This window comes from Streptomyces sp. NPDC027185 (genome assembly GCF_055567035.1).
The window spans coordinates 229,129-255,096 of record NZ_JBVHRF010000009.1 but is presented as its reverse complement, the minus strand read 5'-3'; the positions used below and the strand labels follow the sequence as shown (position 1 = coordinate 255,096).

Here is a 25,968-nt window from a genome sequence, read left to right as displayed (position 1 = left end):
TCCGCGGGTGATCATCCGGCCGGCCCACGAGACCGAACTTCCCGCCCTGCGTGCCCTGGAACGCGCCGCCGGCGCCCCCTTCCACGACGTGGGGATGGCCGCCGTGGCGGACGACGAACCGCCCGCCCTCCCCGTCCTCGCGGCGAGTCTGCGCGCCGGGCGGCTGCTCGTCGCGGACGCCGCGGACGACACCGGCGGCCCCGCCGGCTACCTGATGTGGGAGCCGGTCGACGGTGCCACCCACATCGAGCAGGTGTCGGTGGCGCCCGCGTACGCCCGCCGCCGTATCGGCCGGGCGCTCATCGACCGGGCCGCACACGACGGCGGCGACCGCCCGCTGACCCTGACGACCTTCCGCGACGTGCCGTGGAACGCGCCCTACTACACCCGGCTCGGCTTCCGCCCGCTCCCTGACGCGGACCTGACGCCCGGCCTGCGCGCCATCCGCGCCCACGAGGCGGAGCTGGGACTCGACCGCTGGCCCCGGCTGTGCATGCGACGGGAGACGGCGGGCGGCTGAGCGGTACGGGCCGGGGCGGCAGGCGGGCGGCGGGGCGGGCGCGTGCCCCCGCCGCGCGGGTCGGGTCCGGTCCGAGCGGGCCCGGGAGCGGGAGGCGCCCCTCGCCACGGCCCCGGCCCGGGTGGCCGCGGGCGACGTCCCCGGCTCGCCCCGCCGCCGTCCCCCGCCCGGTCCGAAGGCCGCCGTCCCCCGCCCGGCATAATGCCGCCATGATCGACGCCGAGGCGCTGCGCGCCGTCTGCCTGGAACAGAACGGTGCGGGCGAGGAGTTCCCCTTCCCGAGCAGTCCGGATCTCTCCGTCTTCAAGGTCGGCGGCAAGATCTTCGCGCTGACGAACCTGACGGCCGAGCCGCTCTCCGTCAGCCTCAAGTGCGATCCCGAACTCGCCCCGCAGCTCCGCGCCGCCCACCCGGAGATCGTCCCCGGCTACCACCTCAACAAGCGGCACTGGAACACCGTCACGCTCACCGGCGCGCTCCCCGACCGGCTGGTGCGGGAGATGATCGAGGACTCCTACGACCTGGTCGTCGCGGGCCTGCCACGCGCCCAGCGGCTCCGCCTCGACCGGGACCGGCCCCGCCGCGGCTGACGGTCCGGCGGCCGGCGTCAGCCCCCGGCCGCCCCCGCCGACGGCGACACCACCGGCCGGGCCGGGCGGGAGCCGCCCCGTACCCGGACCGGCGGTACGTCCGGCCGAAGGCCCGGCACGTGCGTACGTGGGGATGACCGGCCCGCCTCACGTCGGGGACCGGAGCCGGCCGTCGAGTGCGGCCCCGACGTCGGGGCAGTTCTTCCGGAGGGTGTCGAGGAAGGCGCGCAGCACCGGGGAGTGATCGCCGGCCGCGAAGGACAGGACGAGATCGGGCAGGGGCGTGCGCGGGGTCACGTCACAGAACCGCACTCCCGGATGCGGGACCGCCCTCATACGGGACGGCCCCAGGCCGACGCCCACGCCCGAGGCGGCGAGGCCGATGATCGTGTGCACATCCCTCGCGACGGTCGCGCCGCCGAGAGCCGGTGAGTCCGCGCCCAGCAGGGTGCGCAGTCCGGCGCCCACCGCGGGCTCGTCCTCACCGGCCGACACGATCAGCGGCTGCCGCCGCAACTGCCCGGCGCTCACCGAGCGTTGACCCGCGTACGGATGCGCCGTACTCACCACGGCGATCATGTGGTCGCGTCCTACGGGGACGGACACGAGACGCTCGGCCCCGGCGCCCCGCGGCGGGCCGAGGGTGAGGGCCACGTCCAGCTCCCCGGCGATGAGAGCCGGGCTGCTGCGGCCGGTCGCCATCTCGTGCAGTTCCAGTCGTACGTCGGGCCGTTCGCGGCCGAACCGGCTCAGGACGCCGGGCAGCGGGTCGAGCAGTGCCGAGGCGATGAAACCGAGGCGCAGACGCCCCGTCTCACCGCGCGCGGCCCGGCCCGCGTCGGCCGTGGCCGCCGCGATCTCGTCGAGCGCCCGGCGTGCCCGCGCGAGGAACGCCTCACCGGCGGCGGTCGGGAACACCCCCTGACGGGTGCGGTCGAACAGCCGGGCCCCGACCTCGCGTTCCAGGTCGGCGATCTGCTTGGAAAGCGGCGGCTGCGCGATGCCCAGCGCGCCGGCCGCCCGGCCGAAGTGTGCGTGCTCGGCGAGAGCGACCGCGTACCGCAGGTGCCGCGCTTCCATGCCCCGCCCCTCCGCCCCGTCGGTTCCGTCGGTCCCGTCGACTGCCGGTAATACCTCGAAGATATCGCCAGGTCACTTGTCAGATCTGTGAGGGGACGGCGCTGGGGTTCCGGTCTGGGATGGGGCCATGAAGAACCTCTCTCCGACCGGAACCGTCTTCGTTCTCGTGCACGGTGCCTGGCACGGCTCCGGACAGTGGGCGGCGACGCAGCGCGCGCTGGCCGGAACGGGCGCCACGAGCGTGGCCGTCGACCTGCCGGGGCACGGCTTCGACGCCCCCCTGCCCACCGGATACCTGCTGCCCGGCCAGCCGGGCCTGCTGACCGAGAAGTCGCCGCTCGCGACCCTGACGATGGACGACTGCGCCGAGGCGGTACTGAGCGTCCTGCGCCGGGTGCGTCGCCGTCGCACCGTCGTGCTCGTCGCGCACAGCGCGGGCGGCGGCCCCGCGTCGCTGGCCGCGGAGCGGGCGCCCGAGCTGGTGGACCGGATCGTCTACCTGTCCGCGTTCGTCCCGGGCGGGCGACCGCGGTTCTCCGACTACCTCGGCTCACCCGAGAACGCCACCGCGCTGGGCCGGAACCTCACCCTCGGCGACCCGGAGGCCCTGGGCGCCGTACGGATCAATCCGCTCTCGCCGGACCCCGCCTACCTCGACGAACTGCGGGAAACTCACTACCACGACACCCCGCCCGACCGCTTCGACCGGTGGCGGTCCGCGCTGAGCCCGGATCTGCCCCTGGCGATCCCGACGGCTCCGGTCACCCTGACCGCGGCGCGGTGGGGGCGCGTTCCACGGACTTTCCTGCGCTGCGCCGAGGACCGGGCGCTGGCACCGGCCGCGCAGGACCTGATGATCGCGGAGGCCGACCGGGCCTTCCCCGGCAACCCGTTCACCGTGCGCACCCTGCCCGGCGGCCACACTCCGTTCGCGGCCCGGCCGGACGAGCTGGCCACGGCCCTCGCCTCGTGAGCCGGCACCTGGGGACCTGGAAGGGTTCCCGGCACCCGGGCGGGGCCGGCGCGCGGCCGGTGGCGGCGGGCGGCTCGTCCCGCCGGCCGTGCTGAGCGCGGCACCCGTGCGGGTGCTCGGCGTCACCGTCGCGCGGATCCGCGCCCCGGCACGGAGCCGGTCCGCGGCCTCGTCCGCCTCCGCCGTCCGCGCGTCTCACCCCGGAAGGATCAGCGAGTCCCCTCCCCCGCCAGCCTCTCCCGCAGTTCCACCTTGCGGACCTTGCCGCTGACCGTCATGGGGAAGTCCTCGACCAGCTCCAGCCGTTGCGGGATCTTGAAGTGGGCGAGGCGGGTGCGGCAGTACGCGGTCAGCTCGTCGAGGGTGAGCGGTTCGGCGCCGTCGCGGAGGATGACGCAGGCGGCGACGGTCTCGCCGTACTTCGCGTCGGGGACGCCGACCACCTGCACGTCGGAGATCTTCGGGTGGCCGTGCAGGAACTCCTCGATCTCGCGCGGATAGACGTTCTCACCGCCCCGGATGATCATGTCCTTGATGCGGCCGACGATCCGGACGTAGCCGTCGTCGTTCATCACCGCCAGATCGCCGGTGTGCATCCAGCCCTCCGCGTCGATGACCTCCGCGGTGCGTCCGGGGTCCTCCCAGTAGCCGAGCATCACGCTGTAGCCGCGGGTGCACAGTTCACCGGTCGCGCCGCGCGGGACGGTCGCGCCGTTCGCCGGGTCGGCGATCTTGACCTCGATGTGCGGCAGCACCCGGCCCGCCGTCGCCGTCCGGTGCGCCAGATCGTCGTCGCGGCGGGTCTGGGTGGAGACCGGCGAGGTCTCCGTCATGCCGTAGCAGATGGACACCTCCGCCATGTGCATCTCGGCGACCACCCGCTTCATGATCTCCTCCGGGCACGGCGAGCCCGCCATGATCCCGGTACGGAGCGAGGAGAGGTCGTACGTGGCGAAGCCGGGGTGTTCCAGCTCGGCGATGAACATCGTCGGGACGCCGTAGAGCGAGGTGCAGCGCTCGTCCTGGACGGCGCGGAGCGTGGCCTCCGCCTCGAAGGACGGGGCGGGGATGACGACGCAGGCGCCGTGCGAGGTGGCGCCGAGATTGCCCATCACCATGCCGAAGCAGTGGTAGAAGGGGACCGGCAGACAGATCCGGTCGTGCTCGGTGTAGCCGACGGTCTCGCCCACCCAGTAGCCGTTGTTGAGGATGTTGCGGTGGGAGAGGGTCGCGCCCTTGGGGAAGCCGGTGGTGCCGGAGGTGTACTGGATGTTGACCGGGTCCCCGGCGGCCACCTCGGCGGCGCGGGCGGCCAGCCGCTCCCGGGACACGGCGGCGCCGGACGCCAGCAGGTCGTCCCAGCCCGGGTCGCCGATGTGCACCACCGTCTCCAGCGCGGGGCAGTCGCCGCGCACCTCGGCGGCCATCGCCCGGTAGTCGCTGGTCCGGTGGCCGGTCGCGGCGACCAGCAGTCGGGTGCCCGACTGCCGCAGGACGTAGCCGAGTTCATGGGTGCGGTAGGCCGGGTTGACGTTGACGAGGACGGCGCCGATGCGGGCGGTGGCGTACTGCAGGAGGACCCACTCGGGGCAGTTGGGCGACCAGATGCCGACCCGGTCGCCGTTGCCGATGCCGTGGGCGAGCAGGCCGAGCGCCACCTCGTCGACGGCCAGCTCCAGCTCGGTGTAGGTCCAGCGCCGTCCGGACGGGACGTCGACCAGCGCCTCCCGGTCGCCGTGGCGGGCGGCGGTGCGGGTGAGGTCGGCGCCGATGGTGCGGTCGATCAGCGGCCGCGCGGTGTCGCCACGGTCGTGGGCGGGCGCCGTGCCGTCCGGTGACGGGGCGGCCGCGGTCTCCGTGGCGGGTGGGGTCATCGGTGGTTCTCCTCCCGGTATTCGGCGCCGCCGTCCCCCTGCGCGGTGCGTTCGCGCAGCTCGATACGGCGGATCTTGCCGGAGACGGTCTTGGGCAGTTCGGCGAACTCCAGCCGCCGGATGCGCTTGTACGGGGCGAGCACCTCGCGGGAGTGCGCGAACAGCTCCTTCGCCGTCTCCGGGCCCGGCTCCCACCCCTCGGCCAGCACGATGTACGCCTTGGGGACGGCGAGCCGCAGCGGATCGGGCGCCGGGACGACGGCCGCCTCGGCGACCGCCTCGTGCTCCAGGAGCGCGCTCTCCAGCTCGAACGGGGAGATCTTGTAGTCGGACGCCTTGAACACGTCGTCGGCGCGGCCGACGTAGGTGATCCGGCCACCGGCGTCGCGGGAGCCGATGTCGCCGGTGCGGTAGTAGCCGCCGGCCATCGCCTCGGCGGTGCGCTCGGGGTCACCGTGGTAGCAGGCCATCAGGCCGACCGGCGCCGGGGCCAGCGCGAGCGCGATCTCGCCCTCGTCGGCGGGGGCGCCGGTGGCCGGGTCGAGCAGCACCACGTCGTAGCCGGGCAGCGGGCGGCCCATCGAGCCCGGCACGACCTCCTGGCCCGGGGTGTTGGCGACCTGGACGGCGGTCTCGGTCTGCCCGAAGCCGTCGCGGATGGTCACGCCCCAGGCGGCGCGGACCTGCTCGATGATCTCTGGGTTGAGCGGTTCGCCGGCCGCGACGATCTCCCGCGGCGGGTTCCGCAGCACCGACAGGTCGGCCTGGATGAGCATCCGCCACACCGTCGGCGGTGCGCAGAAGCTGGTCACCCCGGCGCGGTCCATCTCCGCCATCAGCCGGCCCGCGTCGAAGCGGGTGTAGTTGTGGATGAAGACCGTCGCCTCGGCGTTCCACGGCGCGAAGAGATTGGACCAGGCGTGCTTGGCCCAGCCGGGTGACGAGATGTTCAGGTGCACATCCCCCGGGCGCAGCCCGATCCAGTACATCGTCGCCAGATGCCCGACCGGGTACGAGGTGTGGGTGTGCTCGACGAGCTTGGGGCGGGCGGTGGTGCCGGAGGTGAAGTACAGCATCAGCGAGTCGTCGGCGCGGGTCGGGCCGGTCGGCCGGAAGGTGTCCGGGGCACCGGCGGTGTCCTCGTACGCCAGCCAGCCCGCGGGGGCGCCGCCGACCGCGATCCGGGTGTAGGAGCCGGGCACCTTCTCGAACTTGGCGGTGTCCTCGGTGCGCGCGACGACGAAACGGGCCCGGCCGCGGGTGATGCGGTCGGTGAGGTCGGCGGGGCCGAGCAGCGGCGTCGCGGGGATCACCACGGCGCGCAGCTTCATCGCGGCGAGCGCGATCTCCCACAGTTCGGTCTGGTTGCCGAGCATCACCACGATGCGGTCGCCGGGGCGGACCCCGCGGGCCGCGAGCCAGCAGGCCGTGCGGTCGGAGCGGCGGCGCATCTCCTCGAAGCTGACGCGGTCCTCGGTGCCGTCCTCCTCGACGATGTGCAAGGCGGTGCGGTCGTTGCCGCGGGCGATGACGTCGAACCAGTCGAGCGCCCAGTTGAAGTGCGCGGGCCGGGGCCAGCGGAAGTGCGCGCGGGCGCCCTCGTAGTCGTCACCGAAGCGCACCAGCAGATCCCGGGCGGCCCGGAACTCCTCGGTCGCGTCCGGCGAGCGGCCCTCCTGCGTACTGTCCGACATGTGTCCTCCTCATTGCCCCGCACCTGGTTGACATCGTGTAATCAGTGACGCATGTCTCACCACCCCCGTACGGGGGGAAGCGGAGGTTACGGGTGTACGGCGAGCCGGGGGCGGACACGACCGCGGATCTGGGGGCGGCTCTCGCGCGGCTGCGGCGCTACAGCGGGCTGCCGGTGGCCTTCGGCGGGCTACAGGCAGGTCAGGGACGCTACCGGCTCAACTCCCTGGCCGGTACGGCGACCGCCGCGCTGCGCGGCCTCGACATCCACCACGGCAACGGCGTGGGCGGCAAGGCGGTCGCACTGCGCCGCCCGTTCACGGTCACCGATTACCACGCCTCCGCGGTGATCAGCCACGAGTACGACGCGGTGGTCGCCACCGAGGGGCTGCGGTCGGTGGTGGCGGCGCCGGTGGTGGTGCGGCGCCGGGTGCGGGGGGTCCTGTACGGCGCGCTGCGCACCCCGGTGCGGCTGGGGGACGGCCCGCTGTCGGCGGTGATGGACGCGGCGCGGGAGCTGGAGGAGGCGCTGCTGCTCCAGGACGAGGCGGCGCGGCTGCTGGCGGCGGCGCGGCAGCCGGCCGCGGGCCCCGCGCGCTGGGAGGAGGTCCGCGAGGCCCACGGCGATCTGCGGGCGCTGGCCCAGCGGGTCACCGATCCGCTGCTGCGCCAGGAGCTGCTGACGGCCTGCGGACGGCTCGCCGCCGCCTCACCGGACCGCGTCGCTCCGGCGGACCGCGCCCTCGCGCCGGGCGGGGAGCCCGCGCCGTCCGCGGCGGCCGAGCCGCCGTCGCTGTCACCGCGTGAGGTGGACGTCCTGGTGTGCGTCGCGGCGGGCGCCGCCAACGCCGAGGCCGCGCGGCGCCTGGGACTGCGCCCGGAGACCGTCAAGAGCTATCTGCGCTCGGCCATGCGGAAGCTGGGCGCGCACTCCCGGATGCAGGCGGTCATCGCGGCGCGGCGATCGGGGCTGCTGCCGTAGGGGCGGGCGGCCACGGACCCGCCCTACCAGGGACGACACCGCCCCGGCCGGGGAAACACCGTTGCCGGGTCCGGGCGGCGCCGTCATCATCCCCGCATGATCGATACCTCCGCCCTGGACGGGAAGCCCACCCTGACCGGTGACCGGATCCGGCTCGTACCGCTGGACGTCCGGCACGCCGCCGCCTATCTGGACGCGACGCGGGACCCGGAGATCCGCCGGCTGACGGGCAGCCACCGCGACTTCACCCGTGAGGAGATCGAGGCGTGGTGCGCCGGGGCCGCCGACCGGGCCGGGCGGCTCGACCTCGCCGTCGAGGACCGGGAGAGCGGCCGTTTCCTCGGGGACGTCGCGCTGATGGACGTCGATCCGTACAACGCCCACGCGACGCTGCGCATCCTCCTGGTCGACGGGGCCACCGACCGCGGGCTGGGCAGCGAGGCGATCCGGCTGCTGCTGGGCCACGCCTTCGACCGGGTCCGGCTGCACCGCGTCCAGTTGGAGGTCTTCGCCCACAACCACCGTGCCCGGCGCGCGTACGAACGCTGCGGCTTCACGGTGGAGGGGCGGATGCGGCAGGCGCTGCGGTGGGACGGCGCCTGGCACGACGTCCTGGTGATGGCTGTATTGCGCACCGAATGGGTCCGGTGACGGCGTCCGGGACGACGGACCCCCGCCGCGATTCCCCGCCCGAAATGCCGCTTCCCGTGAGACTCATGACGCTTTGCCAGGGGCTGCCGACACTCGCGGAAGGGAATTCCGAGAAGAAATAAGACAGTTAGTAGCCATTTCATTACAGCGTGTTAGAGTGACGGCCGTCCGTCGCCCCGTCGAGACGAGAGGACTCTCGCCCGTATGTTGCTGGGTCTACTTCTCGTCGCGGCTGTGAACGGCGCGCTCCCCGCTGCCGCGTGGCACGGCGGAGCGCCTGCCGGACCTCACGGGAACGGCCCACTCCGGCGGCGGCACACCCGCCCGTGCCGTACGGCCGACAGGCCGACCGCACAGCCGGTGACAACCGCCCCACACACCAATATCCCCCTGAACTCCCGCGTACGTGACGGCCGGACGCCGTCCAGCGCGGCGCGGTGGCCGACGCACCCCGCCACATCCCCGCGGTGTCCGGCGCGACGTACCGGTCGGCGCCACCCGCCCGCTCTCTGACCGGGCCTCCCCGGCGCCGGGCCCGCCCGGATCCCCGTCCTCCGCGTGCCGCCGCCCCACGGCGGCGAGGTCGTCCCTTCCCCACATTCCGAACTCCTGCCCGCACGCGGCAGGAGGCTCCACCCAAGGACGCTCCCCCGTGCTGACCGTACTGACCGGAGCCACCGGATTCTTCGGCTCCCACCTGCTCATACGACTCCTCCGGTATCCGGGCGAGGTGATAGCCCTCGTGCGCCAGGACGGCGCGGCGGGCCGGCGCCGCCTGGAGGACGCCCTGCGCGCCACCGGCGAACCCCTCCCCGACGATCTGCACAGCCGGGTCCGGCTGGTCCGTGCCGACGTCACCGAGCCGCTTCTCGGCCTCAGCCCCGAAACCCACCGCGACCTGGCCTCCCGGGCCGACACGATCTGGCACAACGCCGCCGTCATCGACCTCGCGGCGCCCTTGGACCAGGTCACCCGGGTCAACACCGAAGGCACCCGCCGCATCCTCGAACTGGCCTCGGCCGCCGCCCCCGGACCGCTCCCCCGCGTCCTGTACACCAGCACCTCGTACGTGGCCGGCGGGCGCCTGGAGGGGACGGTCCTGGAGGACGACCTCGACGACAGCCACGGCTTCCGCACCCCCTACGAGCAGTCCAAGCACGACGCCGAACAGGCGCTCCGCGCCTGGGCCCACGACCACCACCACCCCGTGACGGTGCTGCGGCCCAGCGTCCTCACCACCGACCGGGCGCTGCCCCGCAAGGCCCCGCTGCACCCCCTCGCCGAGGTGGGCGCCCGGCTGGCGCTGCTCGCCCGGCTCGGCCCCTCCCGGCTCGTCCCCGGCGCCACCGCCGACAACCCGATGCGCGTCGAGGTCCCCGGCCGCACCGACGCCCGGATGAACCTCCTCCAGGTCGAGTACGCGGCGGAAGCCTCCGTACGCGTCGCCCGGCGGCCCGCGACGCGGCTCGTCGAGACCTTCCACGTCACGCATCCGCGGGAGACCCCGGTGGCCGACTGCCTGGCCGCGATGCGCGACCTGTGCCCCTGGCTGGACGTGCGGCTGCGGCCCGACGCCCCCGCCCCCACCTCCGAGGAGGGTGTGCGGCAACTCACCCACCTGCTGGGCGGCATCCACCCGTACACCGAGCTGCACCGCTCCTACGACCGGACCGCGCTGCTCGACGCCCTGGACCACGCCCTCCCCGAACCCCCCGAGCCGGACCGCGCCTATCTCTCCGCGGTGCTGCGCAGTGCCCCCTCCGCCGCTCTCACCCCCACCCCCTGAAGGAGCCCACCATGTCCACCACCTACGACAAGCTCGCCGACATGCTCGTCGAGGAACTGGGTCAGGACCGGGACGAGCTGTCCCCCACCGCGACCTTCTCCGAGCTCGGTCTCGACTCGCTCACCCTCGCCGAACTCCAGGTCGTCGTCCTGGAGCAGACCGGCATAGAGCTGGAGGGCCTGACCGCCGACGCCACCCTCGCCCAGGCCGCCGATCTGCTCGACGCGGAGCGGTCCACCGCGGGCGCGGCGGACACCGAGGCCGTGGCATGAGCCGCGACGCGATCGCCGTCACCGGCACGGGCCTGGTCACCCCGGCCGGCGTCGGCACCGAAGCGACCTGGCAGGGGCTCCTGGACGGCCGGCCGACCGCCGCCACCGACCCCCGGCTGGAGAAGCTGAACATCAACTTCACCTGCCGGGTGCCCGGTTTCGAGCCGGGCAAGGTCCTCGGCCGGGCGCTCGCCTGGCGGCTGGACAGCCATGCCCATCTCGCGCTCGTCGCCGCGCGGGAGGCGGTCGCGGACGCCGGGCTGAACACCGAGGAGTGGGACGCGACCCGCGTCGGTGTCGTCCTCGGCGTCGGCTGCAACAGCCTCCAGCAGTACCACCGGGAGTTCGGCCGACTCAACGACGACCGGGCCGAGCGGATATCCCCGCTCGCCGTCGTCCGCAGCGTGCCCAACATGGTGCCCGCCGAGGTCGCCCTCGACCTCGGCATCCGCGGCCCGAGCCTGGCGGTCTCCACCGCCTGCGCCTCCGGGACGACGGCCCTGAGCATCGCGCGGGACCTGCTGCGCAGCGGCACCTGCGACATCGTGCTGGCCGGCGGCTCCGAATCGGGCACCGCCCCGGTCACGGTCGCCTGCTTCCAGCAGATGCGCACGCTGTCGGGGCGCAACCACGACCCCGCGGGCGCATCCCGGCCGTTCGACCGGGACCGGGACGGATTCGTCCTCGGGGAGGGCGCCGGGATCCTGGTGCTGGAGCGCGCCGAGCACGCGGCGGCCCGGCGGGCGAAGGTCCACGCCCGGCTGGCGGGCTGCGGGATGTCCACCGACGCGCACAACGTCACGGCACCGCACCCGGAGGGCCGGGGCGCCGCCCAGGCGATCCGGCAGGCGCTGGACGACGCCGGTCTCGGCCCCGCCGACATCGACCACGTCAACGCGCACGGCACCTCGACGGAGCTGAACGACCGGGCCGAACACCTCGCCCTGCGCACCGTGTTCGGCACGCCGCCGCCCGTCACCGCCGTCAAGAGCGTGCTGGGGCACTCCCTCGGCGGCGCCGGCGGCATCGAGGCGGCGGCGACGGTCCTCACACTCCGGCACCAGACCATCCCGCCCACCGCCAACCTCGACACCCTCGACCCGGAGATCGATCTGGACGTCGTGCACAAGGCGCCCCGCCCCACGCGGATGCGGGCCGCCCTCAGCAACTCGTTCGGGTTCGGCGGTCAGAACGCGGTGTCCGCGTTCACCACCGCCTGATCCTCCCCGCCGGGAACGGCCGTCGCCCCTCCGGTCAGGCGGGGCGACGGCCGTTGTGGCGCATCCGGTCAGGCGACCGAACCCATCCGCGGCGGCGGGTCCCGGTGGATGGGGGTGTGCGCGCCGGTGAGGGGGACGCCGCTGCCGCCGCGGCGGTCGGCGACGATCTCGGCGGCGATGGAGAGCGCGGTCTCCTCCGGGGTACGGGCGCCGAGGTCGAGGCCGATCGGGGAGCGCAGCCGGTGCAGTTCCAGCTCCGTCAGCCCGGCGTCGCGCAGCCGCGCCAGCCGGTCGAGGTGGGTACGGCGTGAGCCCATCGCGCCGACGTACGCCACCGGCAGCCGCAGCGCGCGCTCCAGCAGCGGGACGTCGAACTTGGCGTCGTGCGTGAGGACGCAGAGCACCGCGCGGGCGTCCAGGTCCTGGGAGTCGAGGTAGCGGTGCGGCCAGTCGACGACGATCTCGTCGGCGTCGGGGAAGCGGCCTTCCGTGGCGAAGACCGGGCGGGCGTCGCAGACCGTGACGTGGTAGCCGAGGAACTTGCCGACCCTGACCAGCGCGGCGGCGAAGTCGATGGCGCCGAAGACCAGCATCCGCGGCGCCGGCACCGCGCTCTCCACCAGCAGCGTCACCGGCTCCCCGCACCGCGAGCCGTCCGCGCCGATCCCGACGGTGGCGGTGCGCCCCGCCTCCAGCAGCGCCCGTGCCTCGGCGGCGGCGGTGCGGTCCAGTTCGCGGTGGCCGCCGAGGGTGCCGGTGACGGTGCCGTCGGGGCGTACCAGCAGGGCGCGGCCCAGGAGGGCGGGCGGGCCCTGCACCACGCGGGTGAGGGCCGCCGCCTGCCCGCTCGCGGCGGCGGCCAGCGCCCCGGCGACCGCGTCGGTGTCCGCCGGGCCCGCGCCGCCCGGGGCCCCGGCGCCCTCCCGGTCGGCGGCGCGGACCGGTGTGATGAGGATGTCGATCGTTCCGCCGCAGGTCAGGCCCACGGCGAAGGCGTCCTCGTCGCTGTAGCCGAAGGTTTCGCGGACCGTCTCGCCGCTCGCCAGCGCCTCCTGGCACAGCTCGTAGACCGCGCCCTCCACGCATCCGCCGGAGACCGAGCCGAGGGCCGTGCCGTCGGTGTCGACCGCGAGCGCGGCTCCGGGGCGGCGCGGGGCGCTGCCGTGGGTGGCCACGACGGTGGCCACCGCGAAGTCGCGCCGCTGCTCGACCCACCGGTGCAGGTCGTCGGCGATGTCCAGCATCTCGTTCTCCTCAGGGACGGGACGGGTGGCGGGCGGAGGCTATCCGACGCCGAGCCAGTTCTCGATCGGGTGGAGGGCGAAGTAGACGACGAAGACCACGGTCAGCGCCCACATGAAGCCCCCGACCTCACGTCCTCTGCCCTGTGCCGCGCGGATGGCGGTGTAGGACAGGACGCCGGCGCCGACGCCCGCGGTGATCTGGTACGTGAACGGCATCAGGGCGACGGTGAGGAACACCGGGACGGCCGTCGCCCGGTCGCTCCAGTCGACGTGGGCGGCGGCGCTCATCATCATCGAGCCGATCACGACGAGGGCGGCCGAGGCGACCTGCGCCGGGACCAGCTGGGTGAGCGGGGTGAAGAAGAGGCAGGCGGCGAAGAGCAGGCCGGTGACCACCGCGGACAGGCCGGTCCTGGCGCCCTCGCCGACGCCGCTCGCCGACTCGATGAAGACGGTCTGGCCCGAGCCGCCGGTCAGCCCGCCGATCGCGCCGCCGGCGCCGTCCACGAAGAGCGCGCGGGACAGGCCCGGCATCCGCCCCTGGTCGTCGGCGAGGCGCGCCTCGGTGCCGACGCCGATGATGGTGGCCATCGCGTCGAAGAACCCGGCGAGCACCAGCGTGAAGACGATCATGCCGACGCCGAGGCCGCCCAGGGACTGCCAGCCGCCGAACTCGACGTGGCCGAAGAGCCCGAAGTCGGGGGCGGCGACGGCGCTGCCGTGCAGGGCGGGGGCGGTGCCCTGCCAGTCCTTGTCGGTCAGATGGGCGGCCTTGGTGACGGCGACGGAGACGACGCTGCCGGTGACGATGCCGATGAGGATGGCGCCGGGCACCTTGCGGGCCTGGAGCATGAAGATCAGCAGCAACGTGAGGCAGAAGAAGAGCACCGGCCAGCCGGAGAGGTGGCCGGTGAGTCCGAGGGTGAGCGGACCGCCCTCGCCCTTGCCGACGAATCCGGCCTTCACCAGTCCGAGGAGGGCGACGAACATGCCGATGCCCATGGTGATGGCGTGCTTGAGGGCCTGCGGAATCGCGTTCATGATCATTTCACGGAGGCCGGTGACCACCAGCAGCATGATCACCACGCCGTAGAGCACACACATGCCCATCGCCTGAGGCCACGTCAGGTGCGGGACGACCTGCGTGGTCAGCGCCGCCGAGACGTTCAGCCCGGCGGCGAGGGCGAGCGGCACCTTGCCGACGAACCCCATCAGCAGCGTGCACAGCGCGGCGCCCAGCGCCGTCGCGGTGACCACCGCGGCGTGCGGCGGCGCGTGGCCCGTGACGTCGGGCGTGCCGAGGATCAGCGGGTTGAGCAGCAGGATGTAACACATCGCCATGAACGTCGTCAGGCCGCCGCGTATTTCGCGGGCGGGCGTCGACCCCCGGTCGGTGAGGTGGAAGTACCGGTCGAGCCACGCGCGTCCGGCGGGCTGACGCGAGCCGCGGCCCGCGTCGTCCGCCGTCGTCGGTGGCCGGGTGGACTGATGGGTCATGGTGCCTGGCTCCCAAGGTGCTGAGGGAGCCCGCGCCTGGGCGGGCCCGGGACGGAACATCGGCTGCACGACCCGGGGGACGGCCCGAGACGGAAAGGGGGCCGTCCGGCACGGCGCGGACGGCGACCGGGCCGGGGTGCGGCGCACGCCCGGCCCGGTGGCTCAGGTGCCGGTGAGGTGTTCGGGCCGCACCGGTGTCCTGTTCAGCTCCAGGCCCGTCGCGTCCCGGATGGCCGCGAGGACGGCCGGGGTGGACGAGAGGGTCGGGGCCTCGCCGATACCGCGCAGCCCGTACGGGGCGGCGTCGTCGGCGAGTTCGAGGACGTCGACCGGGATGGTCGGGGTGTCCAGGATGGTGGGGATGAGGTAGTCGGTGAAGGAGGGGTTGCGGACCTTCGCGGTCACCGGGTCGACGAGGATCTCCTCCATCACGGCGACGCCCAGGCCCTGGGTGGTGCCGCCCTGGATCTGGCCGACCACCGACAGCGGGTTGAGCGCCTTGCCGACGTCCTGCGCACAGGCCAGTTCGACGACCTTGACCAGACCGAGGGCGGTGTCCACCTCGACGACGGCGCGGTGCGCGGCGAACGAGTACTGGACGTGGCCGCGGCCCTGGCCGGTGCGCAGGTCGAACGGTTCGGTGGGCCGGTGCCGGAACTCCAGCTCCAGATCGACGGCCTCCTCGCCCAGGACGTCCGCGAGGTCCGCGAGCACCTCACCGCCGTCGGTGGTGACCTTGCCGCCCTCCAGCAGGAGTTCGGCACTCGCCCACGCCGGGTGGTACGTCCCGAACCGCTCCCGGCCCAGCTGGAGCACCTTCTCCCGTACCGCCTCGCAGGTGTGCTTGACCGCGCCGCCGGTCATGTACGTCTGCCGGGAGGCGGAGGTCGAACCGGCCGAGCCGACCTGGGTGTCGGCGGGGTGGATCGTCACCTGCCGGACGCCGAGTTCGGTCCGGGCGATCTGCGCGTGGACGGTGACGCCGCCCTGGCCGACCTCCGCCATCGCGGTGTGCACGGTGACGACCGGTTCACCGCCGGCCACCTCCAGCCGCACCCGGGCCGTCGAGTAGTCGTCGAACCCTTCGGAGAAGCCGACGTTCTTGATGCCGACGGCGTAGCCGACACCGCGCACCACGTCCTCGCCGTGGGTGGTGTTGGACAGTCCGCCGGGCAGCGCCCGGATGTCGGCGCCCTCGGTGGTCTCCCACTGCTGCTCCGGCGGCAGCGGCATCGCCTTGACACGGCGCAGCAGTTCGGCGACGGGCGCCGGGGAGTCGACGGGCTGCCCGGTCGGCATCAGCGTGCCCTGCTCCATGGCGTTGATCCGCCGGAACTCCACCGGGTCCATACCGAGCGCCGCCGCCACCTTGTCCATCTGCGCCTCGTACGCGAAGCACGCCTGGACGGCGCCGAAGCCGCGCATCGCGCCGCAGGGCGGGTTGTTGGAGTAGAGCGCGAGCGCCTCGATCGCCACGTCGTCGACGGCGTACGGGCCGACGGCGAGGGAGGCGGCGTTGCCGACGACCGCCGGGGAGGAGGAGGCGTAGGCGCCGCCGTCCAGGACGATGCGGCACTTGACGTGGGTGAGCTTGCCGTCCTCGGTGGCGCCGTGCTCGTAGTGGAGTTTGGCGGGGTGGCGGTGGACGTGGCCGAAGAAGGACTCGAAGCGGTTGTAGACGATCTTGACGGGTTTGCCGGTGCGGAGCGCCAGCAGACAGCCGTGGATCTGCATCGACAGGTCCTCGCGGCCGCCGAAGGCGCCGCCGACGCCGGAGAGCGTCATCCGGACCTTCTCCTCGGGCAGTCCGAGGACGGGGGCGATCTGCCGCAGGTCGGCGTGGAGCCACTGGGTGGCGACGTAGAGGTCCACCCCGCCGTCCTCGGCGGGCACCGCGAGCCCGGACTCCGGGCCGAGGAACGCCTGGTCCTGCATGCCGAACGTGTAGTCGCCGGTGATGACGACATCGGCGCGCCGGGCCGCGGCGTCCGCGTCGCCGCGGATGACGGGCTGGCGGTGGACGATGTTCGGGTGCGGGACGTGGGGGGCGTGGTGATCCGTGCGGTGTGCGTGGACGAGCGGGGCGCCCTCGGCGGTCGCGGACGCCTCGTCGGTGACGACCGGCAGCTCCGCGTACTCGACCTTGATCTTGGCGGCGGCGCGGCGGGCGGTCTCCGGGTGGTCGGCGGCGATCAGCGCGACCGGCTCGCCGTGGTGGCGGACCTTGCCGTCGGCGAGGACCGGCGTGTCCTGGACCTCCAGCCCGTAGTGCCTGACCTCGGTGGGCAGATCGTCGTAGGTGAGCACCGCGTACACGCCGGGGGTGGCCAGCGCCTCGGAGGTGTCGAGGGAGACGATCTCGGCGTGCGCGACGGTGGAGCGCAGGGTGTGGCCCCAGAGCATGTCCTCGTGCCACATGTCGGAGGCGTACGCGAACTCGCCGGTGACCTTCAGCGTGCCGTCCGGGCGGAGCGTGGAGGCGCCGATGCCCGCCGGGGCGGTGGAGCCCTGGGTGAGTCCGGTGGGGGTGCGGGTGACCTGGGCCATGTCAGACCTCCTTTCCGCTGGTCGGGGCGGCGGCGCGGGCGGCTGCGAGGCGGACCGCGTCGAGGATCTTCTCGTAGCCGGTGCAGCGGCAGAGGTTGCCGGACAGCGCCTCGCGGATGTCGGCGTCGGAGGGCTCGGCGGTGCGTTCCAGCAGTTCGTCGGCGGCGACCAGCAGGCCCGGGGTGCAGAAACCGCACTGGACGGCCCCGGCGTCGATGAACGCCTGCTGGACGGGGGCGAGCCGGGCGCCGTCGCCGGGCGCGGGCTTCGCCTGCCACCGGCGCGCGGCGTCCGGGTCGGTGCCGCCGGCGCCCGGGGTACCGGCCGCCGCGGGGGCGCCGCCGTGTCCGGCGCGCTCCTCGGCGAAGTCCGCCAGCCCCTCGACGGTGACGACCTCGCGGCCCTCGGCCTGGCCTGCGGCGACCAGGCAGGAACAGACCGGCACACCGTCGAGGCGGACCGTGCAGGAACCGCATTCACCCTGCTCACAGGCGTTCTTGGAGCCGGGCAGGCCCAGCCGCTCACGCAGTACGTACAGCAGGCTCTCGCCCTCCCAGACGTCGTCGGCCTGCTGCGGGCGGCCGTTGACGGTGATGTTCACGCGCACCGGGTGCTCCTTTCCTGTCCGCGGTAGGACTCCCAGGTCCAGCCGAGGGTGCGGCGGGCCATGACGCCCACCGCGTGGCGGCGGTAGGCGGCGCTGCCGCGGACGTCGTCGATGGGGTTGCAGGCACCGGCCGCCAGCTGCCCGAACTCCCTCACCAGCGACGGCGGGAGCGGACCGCCCGACTCCCACAGCCCGGCCTCCGCCAGCGCCGCGGCGAGGAACTCCTCGGCGGCCGTGGCGCGTACGGGGGTGGGCGCGGCGGAGCCGATGCCGGTGCGGACGGTGCGGGCGTGCGGGTGCAGCGCCAGGCCGAACGCGCAGACCGCGATGACCATGGCGTTGCGGGTGCCGACCTTGGAGAACTGCTGCGGGCCGGTGGCCCGGGGGATGTGGACGGCGCGGATCAGCTCGTCCGGCTCCAGGGCGTTGCGTTTGACGCCGCGGTAGAAGGTGTCGATCGGGATCATCCGGCGGCCTCGTACCGACTCCGCCTCGACCTCGGCGCCGGAGGCCAGCAGCGCGGGGTGGGCGTCGCCCGCCGGGGAGGCGGTGCCGAGGTTGCCGCCGACGCCGCCGCGGTTGCGGATCTGCGGGGAGGCCACGGTGTGCGCGGCGAGCGCCAGTGCGGGCAGCTCGGCGCGGAGATTCTCCATGATCTTCGTGTACGGCACGGACGCCCCCAGGCGTACGGTCCGCTCGCCGGTCTCCCACTCCGCCAGGTCGGCGATGCGTCCGAGGTCGAGCAGGTACGCGGGGCGGCGGTGGTCGAAGTTGATCTCGACCATCACGTCCGTGCCGCCCGCGAGGGGGACCGCCGAGGGGTGCGCGGCCTTTGCGGCGAGCGCCTCCTCCCAGGTGGCGGGGCGAAGGAAGTCCATCACGGCTCTCTTCCGGGAATAGTGGCGATACAGGAATAGGGCGAAGTAGGGCAAAGTACGGGAATCTCACAGAAGACTCTCGCTCGCCACCCACGGTGGGATCACCACCGGTCGCGCCGCCGGCGAGCTGTTCATGTCCTGTTCATGCCGTCAGTTGCCAGTCAACGCGGCACCGCCCCGGGGGTGCAGTCACCGAAACCATGAAGCGGTTGGCTGGCCGCACGGCATGTCTTGTAGATTCGAACGAAAGGCGGGGTCGCCACACCTCGCGGTATGTCACGGCAACCCCACAGCACAGATCGGCGGGCGAGGTCATGCGGCTCCGCGCACTCCTGGACACGGCATCCCTGGGCCTGAGCCTGCTCGGCGGCGAGGACGAGCTGGAGCGTACGGTCCGCGCCGTCATGACCACCGACCTGCGCGACCCCAGCCGCTACCTCTCCGGCGGCGAACTGGTCCTGACCGGCCTGGCCTGGCGCCGCGAGCCGGGCGACGCCGAGAACTTCGTCCGCGTCCTGGCCGCCGAGGGCGTCGCCGGACTGGCCGCGGGCACGGCGGAGCTGGGCCCCGTCCCCGAGGACCTGATCGCGGCCTGCGCCCGCCACCGGCTGCCGCTCTTCGCCGTCGCCGAGGCCGTCTCGTTCGCCTCCATCACCGAGTACGTCGTCCGGCAGGTCTCCGCCGAACGCGCCGGGGATCTCGCCGCCGTCGTCGACCGCCACCGCCGCCTGATGACGTCCGGCCCGGCCGGCGGCGGCCCGGACGTCGTCCTCGACCTCCTCGGCTCCGACCTCGACCTGCGCGCCTGGGTGCTCTCCCCCACCGGCCGGCAGATCGCCGGATCCACCCTGACCGGGCAGGGGCCCGCCCTCGCCGAGGGTGTCGGCGCGCGGCTGGCCGGCGCCCACCTCGCCGCCTGCCGCGAGGGCCGCCGCGGCCCGTACCGCGTCACCCTCGACGACACCGCGTACGCGCTCTTCCCCGTACGGCCGGAGGGCCCCGGCGCGCACGGGACGCCGCTGTCGGACTGGCTGCTGGCCGTCGAGGCGGACATCGCGGACTGGCCCGCCGAACGGCTCGACCTGCTCCAGGGCGTCACCCAGCTGATCGCCGTGGAGCGCGAGCGGCGGGACACCGCGCGCACGGTGCGGCGGCGGCTCGCCCAGGAGGTCCTGGAGCTGATCCAGACCGGCGCCGCGCCCACCGAGATCGCGGCCCGGCTGCGGCTGGCGGCCCCGGTGCTGCTGCCCGGCCCCGGCGCCGCACCGCAGTGGCAGATCGTGGTGGCCCGCGTCGAACGCGGCGGTGCGGCGGAGCCGGGCGGCCCGGTGGCGCAGGCTCTGCTGGAGGAGGTGCTGGCGGCCCCCGGCACGTCCGGTACGGAGCCGTCCGACCGGATCGCCGTGGCGCACACCGACGACAAGGCCGTGGCGCTGGTCCCGCTGCCCGCCACCGCCGACGACGGCGGGAGCGAGGGACTGCGCGCCGCCGCGCTGCTGGCCGCCGTCGAGGAACCGCTCGGCCACGGGCTGGGCGACGACGGCCGGCTGACGATCGGCGTCAGCGCCCCCGTGCACTCCGCCGATGGCCTGCGCGGCGCCCTGGAGGAGGCCCGGCACGCCCGCCGGGTGGCCGCCGCCCGCCCCGGCCGGGTCTGCACCGCCGGCCACGAGGAACTCGCCTCGCACGTCCTGCTGCTGCCGTTCGTCCCCGACGACGTCCGCCGCGCCTTCACCGCCCGCCTGCTGGACCCGCTCCGCGACTACGACCGCCGCCACCGCGCCGAACTGATCCCCACCCTCGAAGCCTTCCTCGACTGCGACGGCTCCTGGACCCGCTGCGCCGCCCGCCTCCACCTGCACGTCAACACCCTGCGCTACCGCGTCGGCCGCATCGAGCAGCTGACCGGCCGCGACCTCTCCCGCCTGGAGGACAAGCTCGACTTCTTCCTCGCCCTGCGGATGAGCTGACGGGACGCGGGCACCGGCCCGGCGGCACCGCGCGGGCGGGACGCCACGCCGTGAACCGACCTGGCGCCGGCGTGCCTCGTACCGACCGGACACCGCCGTTCCCCGGGGTGGGCCGCCGCCGCCACGAACGCGCGATGCCGTGCCTCGGGGGCGGCCCGGTGGCCGCCGAACCGGGCGCTGTGCCCCTGAGCCGGCCTGACACCGCCATGCCGCGAACCGGATCCTGCGGCGCCCCCACACCTCCCCCCGTACCGCCGCACCCCCACGGAATCCGTACCACCGCTGGGGGGCGCACGCCGGGGCGACGGCACCGGGCCGGCGGCGGCACCGCTACGGAACCGGCCCGCGCGGAGGCGGGAACGCCGCGCACCGGGTGGCCGCGTCCGGCCGTCCCCGGGCGGGCGGGCGGCCGTTCGGGGTACCACGATCGGGCGACGCCGGGGTGGTGTGCGCCGGGTGCGCCGTACGTGCGCCGGGGCCGGGGGCCCGGTGATCGCGGGGTGTTTCCCGGCGCCGGAGCGGTTCGGGGCGTTTGTGAAAACATTCACCCGGACCCTTGGCCCGGCCGCGGGATCCGTGCTGAGATGCGCCCACGGCTTCCAATTACCGCTCGATTTCCAGCTCAATGGCGCGCTCGGGAGGGCAAGGTGGCGGATACCGCTATGCCGAAATCCGCGAAACCCGAGGGATCCCCGGACGCTCCGGCGCCCAGCGCATCCCCGCGATCCACGACTTCGGCAGCGGCCCGCCGGGCCCCGGCCCCGCCCCCGGTCCCCGCGGCGCGGGCGCCCGGCGACACCCCCCTCGACCACGCCGTGTGGCGGCTGCGCTCCCGCGGCTGCTGGGACGACGCGGCGGCGCTGCTCACCCCGTACGCCGCGACCCACGCACCGTCCGCCCTGCACCGCGCCGCCCTCCTGGTGGAGCGTTGCATGTACACCGCCGCGGGCTGGGCGGCGGCGGAGGACGCGCTGCGCGCCGCCGAGGCGCTGGCCGACGGCGACGACGAGCGCGCCGCCGCCGCCTGCGAACGCGGTCATCTCGCCTACGCCGCGACCGTGTTGGGCGTCCGCGACCGCGCCGACGAGGCCAGCTCCGCGCTGGGCCGGGCCGCGGCGCTCCTCGCGCCCGGGGCGCCCGGCCGGCCGCTGCTGGACTTCCGGCGCGGGCTGCTCTCCGAACACGTCGCGGACAGCCCGCAGTCCGCGCGCGCCGCCTACCTGCGGGCCCACGCCGGTGCCACCGCCGCCGGGGACTCCTTACTCCTCTCCGCCACCTGGCGCCATCTCGCCGGACTGGCCCTGCGCAACGGCGAGGTCGCCGAGGCGCGGCACGGATTCTCCGAATCGCTGCGGATCCGGGAGGAGTTGGGCTTCCTGGTCGGTACGGCGCCCGCGCTGGTCGCGCTGGCGGACGCGGCGCCGGAGGCCGACGCCGCCCGGCTGCTCACCGAGGCCGCCCGCCTCTTCCGTCTCATGGGCGGCCTCCCCACCTGGCTCACCGGCCGCTTCCCGCGCGCCCTCCTGGACGAGGGCGGAGCCGGGGACGCGGCGGGACGCGGGGAGCCGGGAGGGGAGCGGGCGTGACCCGCCCGTGCGGTACGCCCCGGAGCCCGGGACGGGCCGCACGGGGCAGCGCGGGCACCCCGTCAAGCGCCTGACACCGGCCATGCCCACCCCTGCCGTCATCGGCCGAAAACCTACGGTGTCGGGGCCGGAACGGCCGCCGCCGCCGACCGCCGCACGCGCGCTGCCAGCGCACCTCGCCTCCGCCGGAACGGCCGCCCGAGGTGGCCCGCGCTCCGGCCGGAACGCCGAAAATGGCCGCAAGTGACGGTGCCGGGCCGGATCGGGGACTGGATGCTGGTGCGGATCCCCGCCCTTCGGCAGAGCTTTCAGGAGGCATCCGTGGCAACTGAAGCGACCCGCCCCATCACCTCGTCCGACTGGGGCAAGGCTGATTTCGAGGCGATTTACAACTGCCCTGATCCACGCCGCTACTTCACCACCCTCCAGCCGCTCGACTACCAGATCCCGCACCACGGCCAGGCCCTTTTCCGCGCCGCCACCGACGCCCTGCGCCGCCGCCGCGCCGACCGGCCGCCGCTGCGCGTCGTCGACCTGTGCTGCTCGTACGGCATCAACGCCGCCCTGCTCAACCACCACCTGACCCTCACCGACCTCTACGCCCGCTACACCGCCCCCGGCCCGGACGGTGCGGAGCAGGTCGCGGCCGACCGGGCGTACTTCGCCGCCCGGCGCCGGGCGGACGCGGTCCACCTCACCGGGATCGACGCGGCGGACCGGGCCGTACGCTACGGACGCGAGGCCGGTCTGCTGGACGCCGGTTTCGCGGAGAACCTGGAGACCGCACGGCCCAGCGCCGCACTGCGCGCCGCGCTGGCCGGCACCGACCTGATCACCGTCACCGGCGGCGTCGGCTACATCACGGCCCGCACGTTCGGGCATCTCCTCGACGCGGTGACCGCGCCGCCGTGGATCGCCGCGTTCGTCCTGCGGACCGTCTCGTACCGTCCGGTGACCGAACTGCTGGCGCGCGCCGGGCTGGTGACGGAGAAACTGCCTGCCCGAACGTTTCGCCAGCGCCGGTTCGCGGACGGCGACGAGCGGCGGGCGGCCTTCGCGGCGCTGGCCGAGCGGGCCCTGCCGACCACCGGCAAGGAGGCCGACGGCTACTACCACGCCGATCTGTACCTCTCCCGTCCGGCCGCGGACGCCGCCGCGCTGCCGCTGGAGAAGCTGGTGACGGACTGACCGCACCGCCGCGCGGGCGGTGCCGGGCGCCCGCGCGGCGGTGCGGCTCAGTGCCGCCGGCCGCCGGGGGCGAGGTGTTCCCGGGCGAGACGTCCGGCCCGCTCCGGCTCGCCGGCACAGAGCGCGTCCAGCAGCGCGACGTGCTGCGCGGCGTCCGCCTGGAGCTCCGCCGGGCGCGGGCGGGGGCCGCCGGCCGGACGCCGGGCGCGGCGCAGCAGATCGTCGACGACCGCGACCAGCCGGCGGTTGCCGGTGAGGGACATCAGGGCGTGGTGGAAGGCGCGGTCCGCCTCGGCGTACCCGGCGCGGTCGCCGCGCGCCGCGGCCGCGACCCCGGCGGCGGCCAGCGGCCGCAGCCCGTCCCACCGCTCCGGGCACGGCACCCCGCCCGCCAGCCGGACCACCGCCGGGACCTCCAGCATCGCCCGGACCTCCGCCACCTCGGCGAGGTCACGGACGCTGTGCTCGGCGACCCGGAAACCGCGGTTGGGTACCACCTCGACGGCGCCCTCCCCCGCCAGCTGCTGCATCGCCTCCCGGACCGGGGTCGCCGAGACGCCGTACCGGGTGGCGAGGGCGGGCGCGGAGTAGAGCTCCCCCGGCGTCAGCTCCCCGTCGAGGAGCGCCTGCCGCAGCGCCGCGAGGATCTGCCCGCGGACGGAGTGCCGCCGCGGCCGGATCACCGGCGGTGCGGCGGCTGCCCCGGGGGCGGTGTGTCCGGGTGCGGCGGGCCCGGTCCGGTCCGCGGCGGAACCGGCCTGGGCGGGCACCCGGGGACGGGCCGCCGGGCCGTGGTCCGCTCTGCCCTGTTCCATGGGGGTGCCTCCTGACATCCCCAGAACTTTAGGCGTCAACGGCGAAGGTTCCCAGTTCGCACCCCGCGGGTACGCTTCCGCTAAGGTAAGCCTTACCTGCTAACGATCGCGATTCGGTGGTCCCCGCATGCCTTCTGCTGCCCTCGCCACGTCCGCCCCCACGTCCCCCTTCTCCGGTGCCTACGCCCGGCTCACCGAGGTGCTCCCGTCGCTGCGGGTCACCGAGACGGACGCCGCCCTGCCGGACGGCGACGGCTGGGTGGGCGCCGCGGCCCTGGCCGCGGGCGGCGAGGCCCTGGAGACCTTCCTGAGCTGGGACGACGCGCAGGTCCAGCGGGACTACGGCACCCGCGCCCGGCCCGACGTCGTGGCCACCTTCGCCCTGCACCGCTACGCCTGGCCCGCCTGCCTGCTGATCACCGTCCCCTGGTTCCTGCACCGCCGGGTGCCGTCGCTGCCCACCGCCGACGTCGCCTTCCACCGCGGCGAGGGCCGGATGGCGGTACGCGTTCGCTCGTTCGCGTGCCTTCCCGAGGACCCGGCGGCACAGCTGCCCGGAGCCCGGGTGGTCCCCGACGAGGAGGCGCTGCGCGCGGCGGTACGGGAGGCGGTGGCCGCACATCTGGGGCCGGTGCTGGACGGCTTCCGCCGCCGGACCCGGCGCGGTCCGCGCGCCCTGTGGGGCATGGCGTCCGACGAGATCGCCGAGGGGCTGTGGTACCTCGGGCACCTGCTCGGCGAGGAGCGGCGCGCCGTCGCCGAGCTGCAGCGGCTGCTGCCCGGCGCCACCGCCCCGTTCGTCGGCTCCGCCGCCTTCCGCGAGCTGACCGGGCCGAACGGCGAGGTGCTGCCGACCCGGGACCGCGCCAGCTGCTGCATGTTCTACACGCTGCGCCCCGAGGACACCTGCGTCACCTGCCCCCGCACCTGCGACAGCGACCGCGTCGCCCGGCTGGCCGCCACCGCCTGAGCCCGGATCAGCCCGCCGTACGGGCCCGCGCCACGCGCCGCGCCGCGCCGTACAGCAGCGCCACCACGCCCAGCAGGACGGCGCCGCGCGCGGTGAGGAGCACGGACTGCGGGACGTTCTCGGGGTTCACCACGAACGCGAGGCAGGCGTAGAGGAGCAGTGCGGCGCCGGCGACGGCCAGCCGGTGGCCGCGGCCCCACCCCGGGCGGCGCGACCAGGACGCCAGGAGCGCCCCGAGCAACGCCAGCGCGGCCACCGCGACGGCCACCCCGCGCCACGCCCACTGGTCGTTGAGCGTGACGAAGACCGCGAGCAGCACCAGTGCGACGCCGCCCGCGCACCACGGCGGCGGGGCGGAGCCGGTCGTCCGCGCGGCCCGCCGCGGCAGCGCGAAGGCGGCGCCGACGGCCGCCGCCACCGCCGCCCCGACGGCCACCAGTTGTCCGGGCCGGGCGTGGAAGCCCGGCAGGACGACCAGCTGGTAGGTGAAGAAGACCGTCCCGGCCAGGTACACCGCGGCGAGCACCGCCGTACCCCACCGGCCCAGCCAGGGGCGTCCGGCGCGGTCCGGTACGCAGGACTCGACCACGGCGACGGGCGCGCCGAAGCTCCACACCACATGGCCGACGACGAAGGTCAGCAACTGGCCGGCGTCGGCGTCGAGCCAGGGCAGGAGGGTGGGCAGCGGCCCGTCGGCGAAGTCCCGGTGGTTGAAGAGCGACTGGTCCACCCAGCCCGCCTGGATCAGCCCCGCCGCCGTGGCGAGCAGCAGCAGCGTGGGCCAACCGCGGCCGGTGCGGCGGGTGAGTTCGCGGATCAAGACCGCGGGCGCGCCGTAGATCGGCAGCACGAACACCACGGCGCCCAGCAGTTCCACGGGGTTGGTGAGCACGCCCTGGTAGCCGACGAGGTACTCGGCGCAGAACGGCGAGAGCAGGAGCAGACCGGTGACCGGCGCGGCGCGGCGCCACCACGGGCGCCGCGCGGGCGGGGCGGGAGCTACGGAGTCTGAGGACACGCGGGCAC

General features: G+C 74.7%; 22 protein-coding genes. 12 read left to right on the top strand and 10 right to left on the bottom strand.

Annotation, left to right across the window (positions count from 1 at the left end; translation table 11 throughout):
* The first annotated feature begins 7 nt into the window (after window positions 1–7).
* On the top strand, window positions 8–520 hold the full coding sequence (locus tag ACZ4M8_RS27140; RefSeq protein ID WP_467611707.1) for a GNAT family N-acetyltransferase: 513 nt from the start codon (window positions 8–10) through the stop codon (window positions 518–520).
* Window positions 521–729: 209 nt separating this feature from the next.
* Window positions 730–1,110, top strand: coding sequence for an MmcQ/YjbR family DNA-binding protein (locus ACZ4M8_RS27135; protein ID WP_467611704.1), 381 nt, complete (start codon window positions 730–732; stop codon window positions 1,108–1,110).
* Window positions 1,111–1,257: 147 nt separating this feature from the next.
* Here ACZ4M8_RS27135 and ACZ4M8_RS27130 read toward each other — a convergent pair whose 3' ends face one another.
* Complete coding sequence (locus tag ACZ4M8_RS27130) at window positions 1,258–2,190, bottom strand: LysR family transcriptional regulator (RefSeq protein WP_467611701.1); 933 nt, start codon at window positions 2,188–2,190, stop codon at window positions 1,258–1,260.
* A 127-nt stretch (window positions 2,191–2,317) separates the two neighbouring features.
* Between ACZ4M8_RS27130 and ACZ4M8_RS27125 the strand changes: the two genes are divergently transcribed.
* Entirely contained in the window at window positions 2,318–3,163 is an 846-nt protein-coding gene (locus tag ACZ4M8_RS27125; RefSeq protein WP_467611698.1) for an alpha/beta fold hydrolase, read from the top strand.
* A gap of 209 nt (window positions 3,164–3,372) precedes the next feature.
* On the opposite strand, the gene ACZ4M8_RS27120 is transcribed toward ACZ4M8_RS27125, so the two are convergent.
* Both ACZ4M8_RS27120 and ACZ4M8_RS27115 read right to left on the bottom strand, forming a co-directional pair.
* The gene (locus ACZ4M8_RS27120) at window positions 3,373–5,037 is read right to left on the bottom strand and encodes an AMP-binding protein (RefSeq protein ID WP_467611695.1); all 1,665 of its coding nucleotides are present in this window, start codon (window positions 5,035–5,037) and stop codon (window positions 3,373–3,375) included.
* Entirely contained in the window at window positions 5,034–6,731 is a 1,698-nt protein-coding gene (locus tag ACZ4M8_RS27115) for an AMP-binding protein (RefSeq protein WP_467611692.1), read from the bottom strand. The genes ACZ4M8_RS27120 and ACZ4M8_RS27115 overlap by 4 nt, the downstream gene beginning before the upstream one ends.
* A 128-nt stretch (window positions 6,732–6,859) precedes the next feature.
* Between ACZ4M8_RS27115 and ACZ4M8_RS27110 the strand changes: the two genes are divergently transcribed.
* From ACZ4M8_RS27110 to ACZ4M8_RS27090, 5 genes are all read left to right on the top strand, one after another.
* Entirely contained in the window at window positions 6,860–7,711 is an 852-nt protein-coding gene (locus ACZ4M8_RS27110; protein WP_467611864.1) for a helix-turn-helix transcriptional regulator, read from the top strand.
* A 96-nt stretch (window positions 7,712–7,807) separates the two neighbouring features.
* The gene (locus tag ACZ4M8_RS27105) at window positions 7,808–8,362 is read left to right on the top strand and encodes a GNAT family N-acetyltransferase (protein WP_467611689.1); all 555 of its coding nucleotides are present in this window, start codon (window positions 7,808–7,810) and stop codon (window positions 8,360–8,362) included.
* Between the two features lie 652 nt (window positions 8,363–9,014).
* Window positions 9,015–10,148, top strand: coding sequence for an SDR family oxidoreductase (locus ACZ4M8_RS27100; protein ID WP_467611686.1), 1,134 nt, complete (start codon window positions 9,015–9,017; stop codon window positions 10,146–10,148).
* Window positions 10,149–10,159: 11 nt separating this feature from the next.
* A complete protein-coding gene (locus tag ACZ4M8_RS27095) occupies window positions 10,160–10,420 on the top strand; it encodes an acyl carrier protein (RefSeq protein WP_467611683.1) in 261 nt (86 codons plus the stop codon).
* A complete protein-coding gene (locus tag ACZ4M8_RS27090; RefSeq protein WP_467611680.1) occupies window positions 10,417–11,640 on the top strand; it encodes a beta-ketoacyl-[acyl-carrier-protein] synthase family protein in 1,224 nt (407 codons plus the stop codon). The genes ACZ4M8_RS27095 and ACZ4M8_RS27090 overlap by 4 nt, the downstream gene beginning before the upstream one ends.
* Before the next feature lie 68 nt (window positions 11,641–11,708).
* Here ACZ4M8_RS27090 and ACZ4M8_RS27085 read toward each other — a convergent pair whose 3' ends face one another.
* The 5 genes from ACZ4M8_RS27085 to ACZ4M8_RS27065 form a co-directional block, all read right to left on the bottom strand.
* Window positions 11,709–12,884: an XdhC family protein gene (locus ACZ4M8_RS27085; RefSeq protein WP_467611677.1), complete on the bottom strand. Its 1,176-nt coding sequence runs from the start codon at window positions 12,882–12,884 to the stop codon at window positions 11,709–11,711.
* A gap of 39 nt (window positions 12,885–12,923) precedes the next feature.
* Window positions 12,924–14,381, bottom strand: a complete 1,458-nt coding sequence (locus ACZ4M8_RS27080; protein WP_467611674.1) for an NCS2 family permease — start codon at window positions 14,379–14,381, stop codon at window positions 12,924–12,926.
* Window positions 14,382–14,543: 162 nt separating this feature from the next.
* The gene (locus tag ACZ4M8_RS27075; protein ID WP_467611671.1) at window positions 14,544–16,928 is read right to left on the bottom strand and encodes a xanthine dehydrogenase family protein molybdopterin-binding subunit; all 2,385 of its coding nucleotides are present in this window, start codon (window positions 16,926–16,928) and stop codon (window positions 14,544–14,546) included.
* Window position 16,929: 1 nt separating this feature from the next.
* Window positions 16,930–17,535: a (2Fe-2S)-binding protein gene (locus ACZ4M8_RS27070; protein WP_467611668.1), complete on the bottom strand. Its 606-nt coding sequence runs from the start codon at window positions 17,533–17,535 to the stop codon at window positions 16,930–16,932.
* Window positions 17,526–18,413 (bottom strand): FAD binding domain-containing protein, encoded by an 888-nt coding sequence (locus tag ACZ4M8_RS27065; protein WP_467611665.1) that lies wholly within the window; start codon window positions 18,411–18,413, stop codon window positions 17,526–17,528. Before ACZ4M8_RS27065 ends, ACZ4M8_RS27070 begins: the two co-directional genes overlap by 10 nt.
* 314 nt (window positions 18,414–18,727) lie before the next feature.
* On the opposite strand from ACZ4M8_RS27065, the gene ACZ4M8_RS27060 reads away from it, so the two are divergent.
* From ACZ4M8_RS27060 to ACZ4M8_RS27050, 3 genes are all read left to right on the top strand, one after another.
* Window positions 18,728–20,383 carry a PucR family transcriptional regulator gene (locus ACZ4M8_RS27060; RefSeq protein WP_467611662.1) on the top strand — a complete coding sequence of 552 codons (1,656 nt, stop codon included), beginning with the start codon at window positions 18,728–18,730 and terminating at the stop codon, window positions 20,381–20,383.
* Window positions 20,384–21,045: 662 nt separating this feature from the next.
* On the top strand, window positions 21,046–21,969 hold the full coding sequence (locus ACZ4M8_RS27055; protein WP_467611659.1) for a hypothetical protein: 924 nt from the start codon (window positions 21,046–21,048) through the stop codon (window positions 21,967–21,969).
* A 321-nt stretch (window positions 21,970–22,290) separates the two neighbouring features.
* Window positions 22,291–23,157: a hypothetical protein gene (locus tag ACZ4M8_RS27050; RefSeq protein ID WP_467611656.1), complete on the top strand. Its 867-nt coding sequence runs from the start codon at window positions 22,291–22,293 to the stop codon at window positions 23,155–23,157.
* Window positions 23,158–23,204: 47 nt separating this feature from the next.
* On the opposite strand, the gene ACZ4M8_RS27045 is transcribed toward ACZ4M8_RS27050, so the two are convergent.
* Window positions 23,205–23,972, bottom strand: a complete 768-nt coding sequence (locus ACZ4M8_RS27045; protein WP_467611653.1) for a GntR family transcriptional regulator — start codon at window positions 23,970–23,972, stop codon at window positions 23,205–23,207.
* Window positions 23,973–24,099: 127 nt separating this feature from the next.
* Between ACZ4M8_RS27045 and ACZ4M8_RS27040 the strand changes: the two genes are divergently transcribed.
* Window positions 24,100–24,942 carry a (2Fe-2S)-binding protein gene (locus tag ACZ4M8_RS27040; RefSeq protein ID WP_467611650.1) on the top strand — a complete coding sequence of 281 codons (843 nt, stop codon included), beginning with the start codon at window positions 24,100–24,102 and terminating at the stop codon, window positions 24,940–24,942.
* Between the two features lie 7 nt (window positions 24,943–24,949).
* On the opposite strand, the gene ACZ4M8_RS27035 is transcribed toward ACZ4M8_RS27040, so the two are convergent.
* A complete protein-coding gene (locus ACZ4M8_RS27035; protein WP_467611647.1) occupies window positions 24,950–25,960 on the bottom strand; it encodes a hypothetical protein in 1,011 nt (336 codons plus the stop codon).
* Window positions 25,961–25,968 lie beyond the last annotated feature (8 nt).

Excerpts from the sequence above, each read along its gene's own strand:
- ACZ4M8_RS27130 (WP_467611701.1), bottom strand. The coding sequence starts at position 2,190 with ATGGAAGCGCGGCACCTGCGGTACGCGGTCGCTCTCGCCGAGCACGCA.
- ACZ4M8_RS27065 (WP_467611665.1), bottom strand. The coding sequence starts at position 18,413 with ATGGACTTCCTTCGCCCCGCCACCTGGGAGGAGGCGCTCGCCGCAAAG.
- ACZ4M8_RS27120 (WP_467611695.1), bottom strand. The coding sequence starts at position 5,037 with ATGACCCCACCCGCCACGGAGACCGCGGCCGCCCCGTCACCGGACGGC.
- ACZ4M8_RS27105 (WP_467611689.1), top strand. The coding sequence starts at position 7,808 with ATGATCGATACCTCCGCCCTGGACGGGAAGCCCACCCTGACCGGTGAC.
- ACZ4M8_RS27055 (WP_467611659.1), top strand. The coding sequence starts at position 21,046 with ATGCCGAAATCCGCGAAACCCGAGGGATCCCCGGACGCTCCGGCGCCC.
- ACZ4M8_RS27135 (WP_467611704.1), top strand. The coding sequence starts at position 730 with ATGATCGACGCCGAGGCGCTGCGCGCCGTCTGCCTGGAACAGAACGGT.
- ACZ4M8_RS27115 (WP_467611692.1), bottom strand. The coding sequence starts at position 6,731 with ATGTCGGACAGTACGCAGGAGGGCCGCTCGCCGGACGCGACCGAGGAG.
- ACZ4M8_RS27045 (WP_467611653.1), bottom strand. The coding sequence starts at position 23,972 with ATGGAACAGGGCAGAGCGGACCACGGCCCGGCGGCCCGTCCCCGGGTG.
- ACZ4M8_RS27075 (WP_467611671.1), bottom strand. The coding sequence starts at position 16,928 with ATGGCCCAGGTCACCCGCACCCCCACCGGACTCACCCAGGGCTCCACC.
- ACZ4M8_RS27125 (WP_467611698.1), top strand. The coding sequence starts at position 2,318 with ATGAAGAACCTCTCTCCGACCGGAACCGTCTTCGTTCTCGTGCACGGT.
- ACZ4M8_RS27080 (WP_467611674.1), bottom strand. The coding sequence starts at position 14,381 with ATGACCCATCAGTCCACCCGGCCACCGACGACGGCGGACGACGCGGGC.
- ACZ4M8_RS27085 (WP_467611677.1), bottom strand. The coding sequence starts at position 12,884 with ATGCTGGACATCGCCGACGACCTGCACCGGTGGGTCGAGCAGCGGCGC.
- ACZ4M8_RS27040 (WP_467611650.1), top strand. The coding sequence starts at position 24,100 with ATGCCTTCTGCTGCCCTCGCCACGTCCGCCCCCACGTCCCCCTTCTCC.
- ACZ4M8_RS27060 (WP_467611662.1), top strand. The coding sequence starts at position 18,728 with ATGCGGCTCCGCGCACTCCTGGACACGGCATCCCTGGGCCTGAGCCTG.
- ACZ4M8_RS27090 (WP_467611680.1), top strand. The coding sequence starts at position 10,417 with ATGAGCCGCGACGCGATCGCCGTCACCGGCACGGGCCTGGTCACCCCG.
- ACZ4M8_RS27095 (WP_467611683.1), top strand. The coding sequence starts at position 10,160 with ATGTCCACCACCTACGACAAGCTCGCCGACATGCTCGTCGAGGAACTG.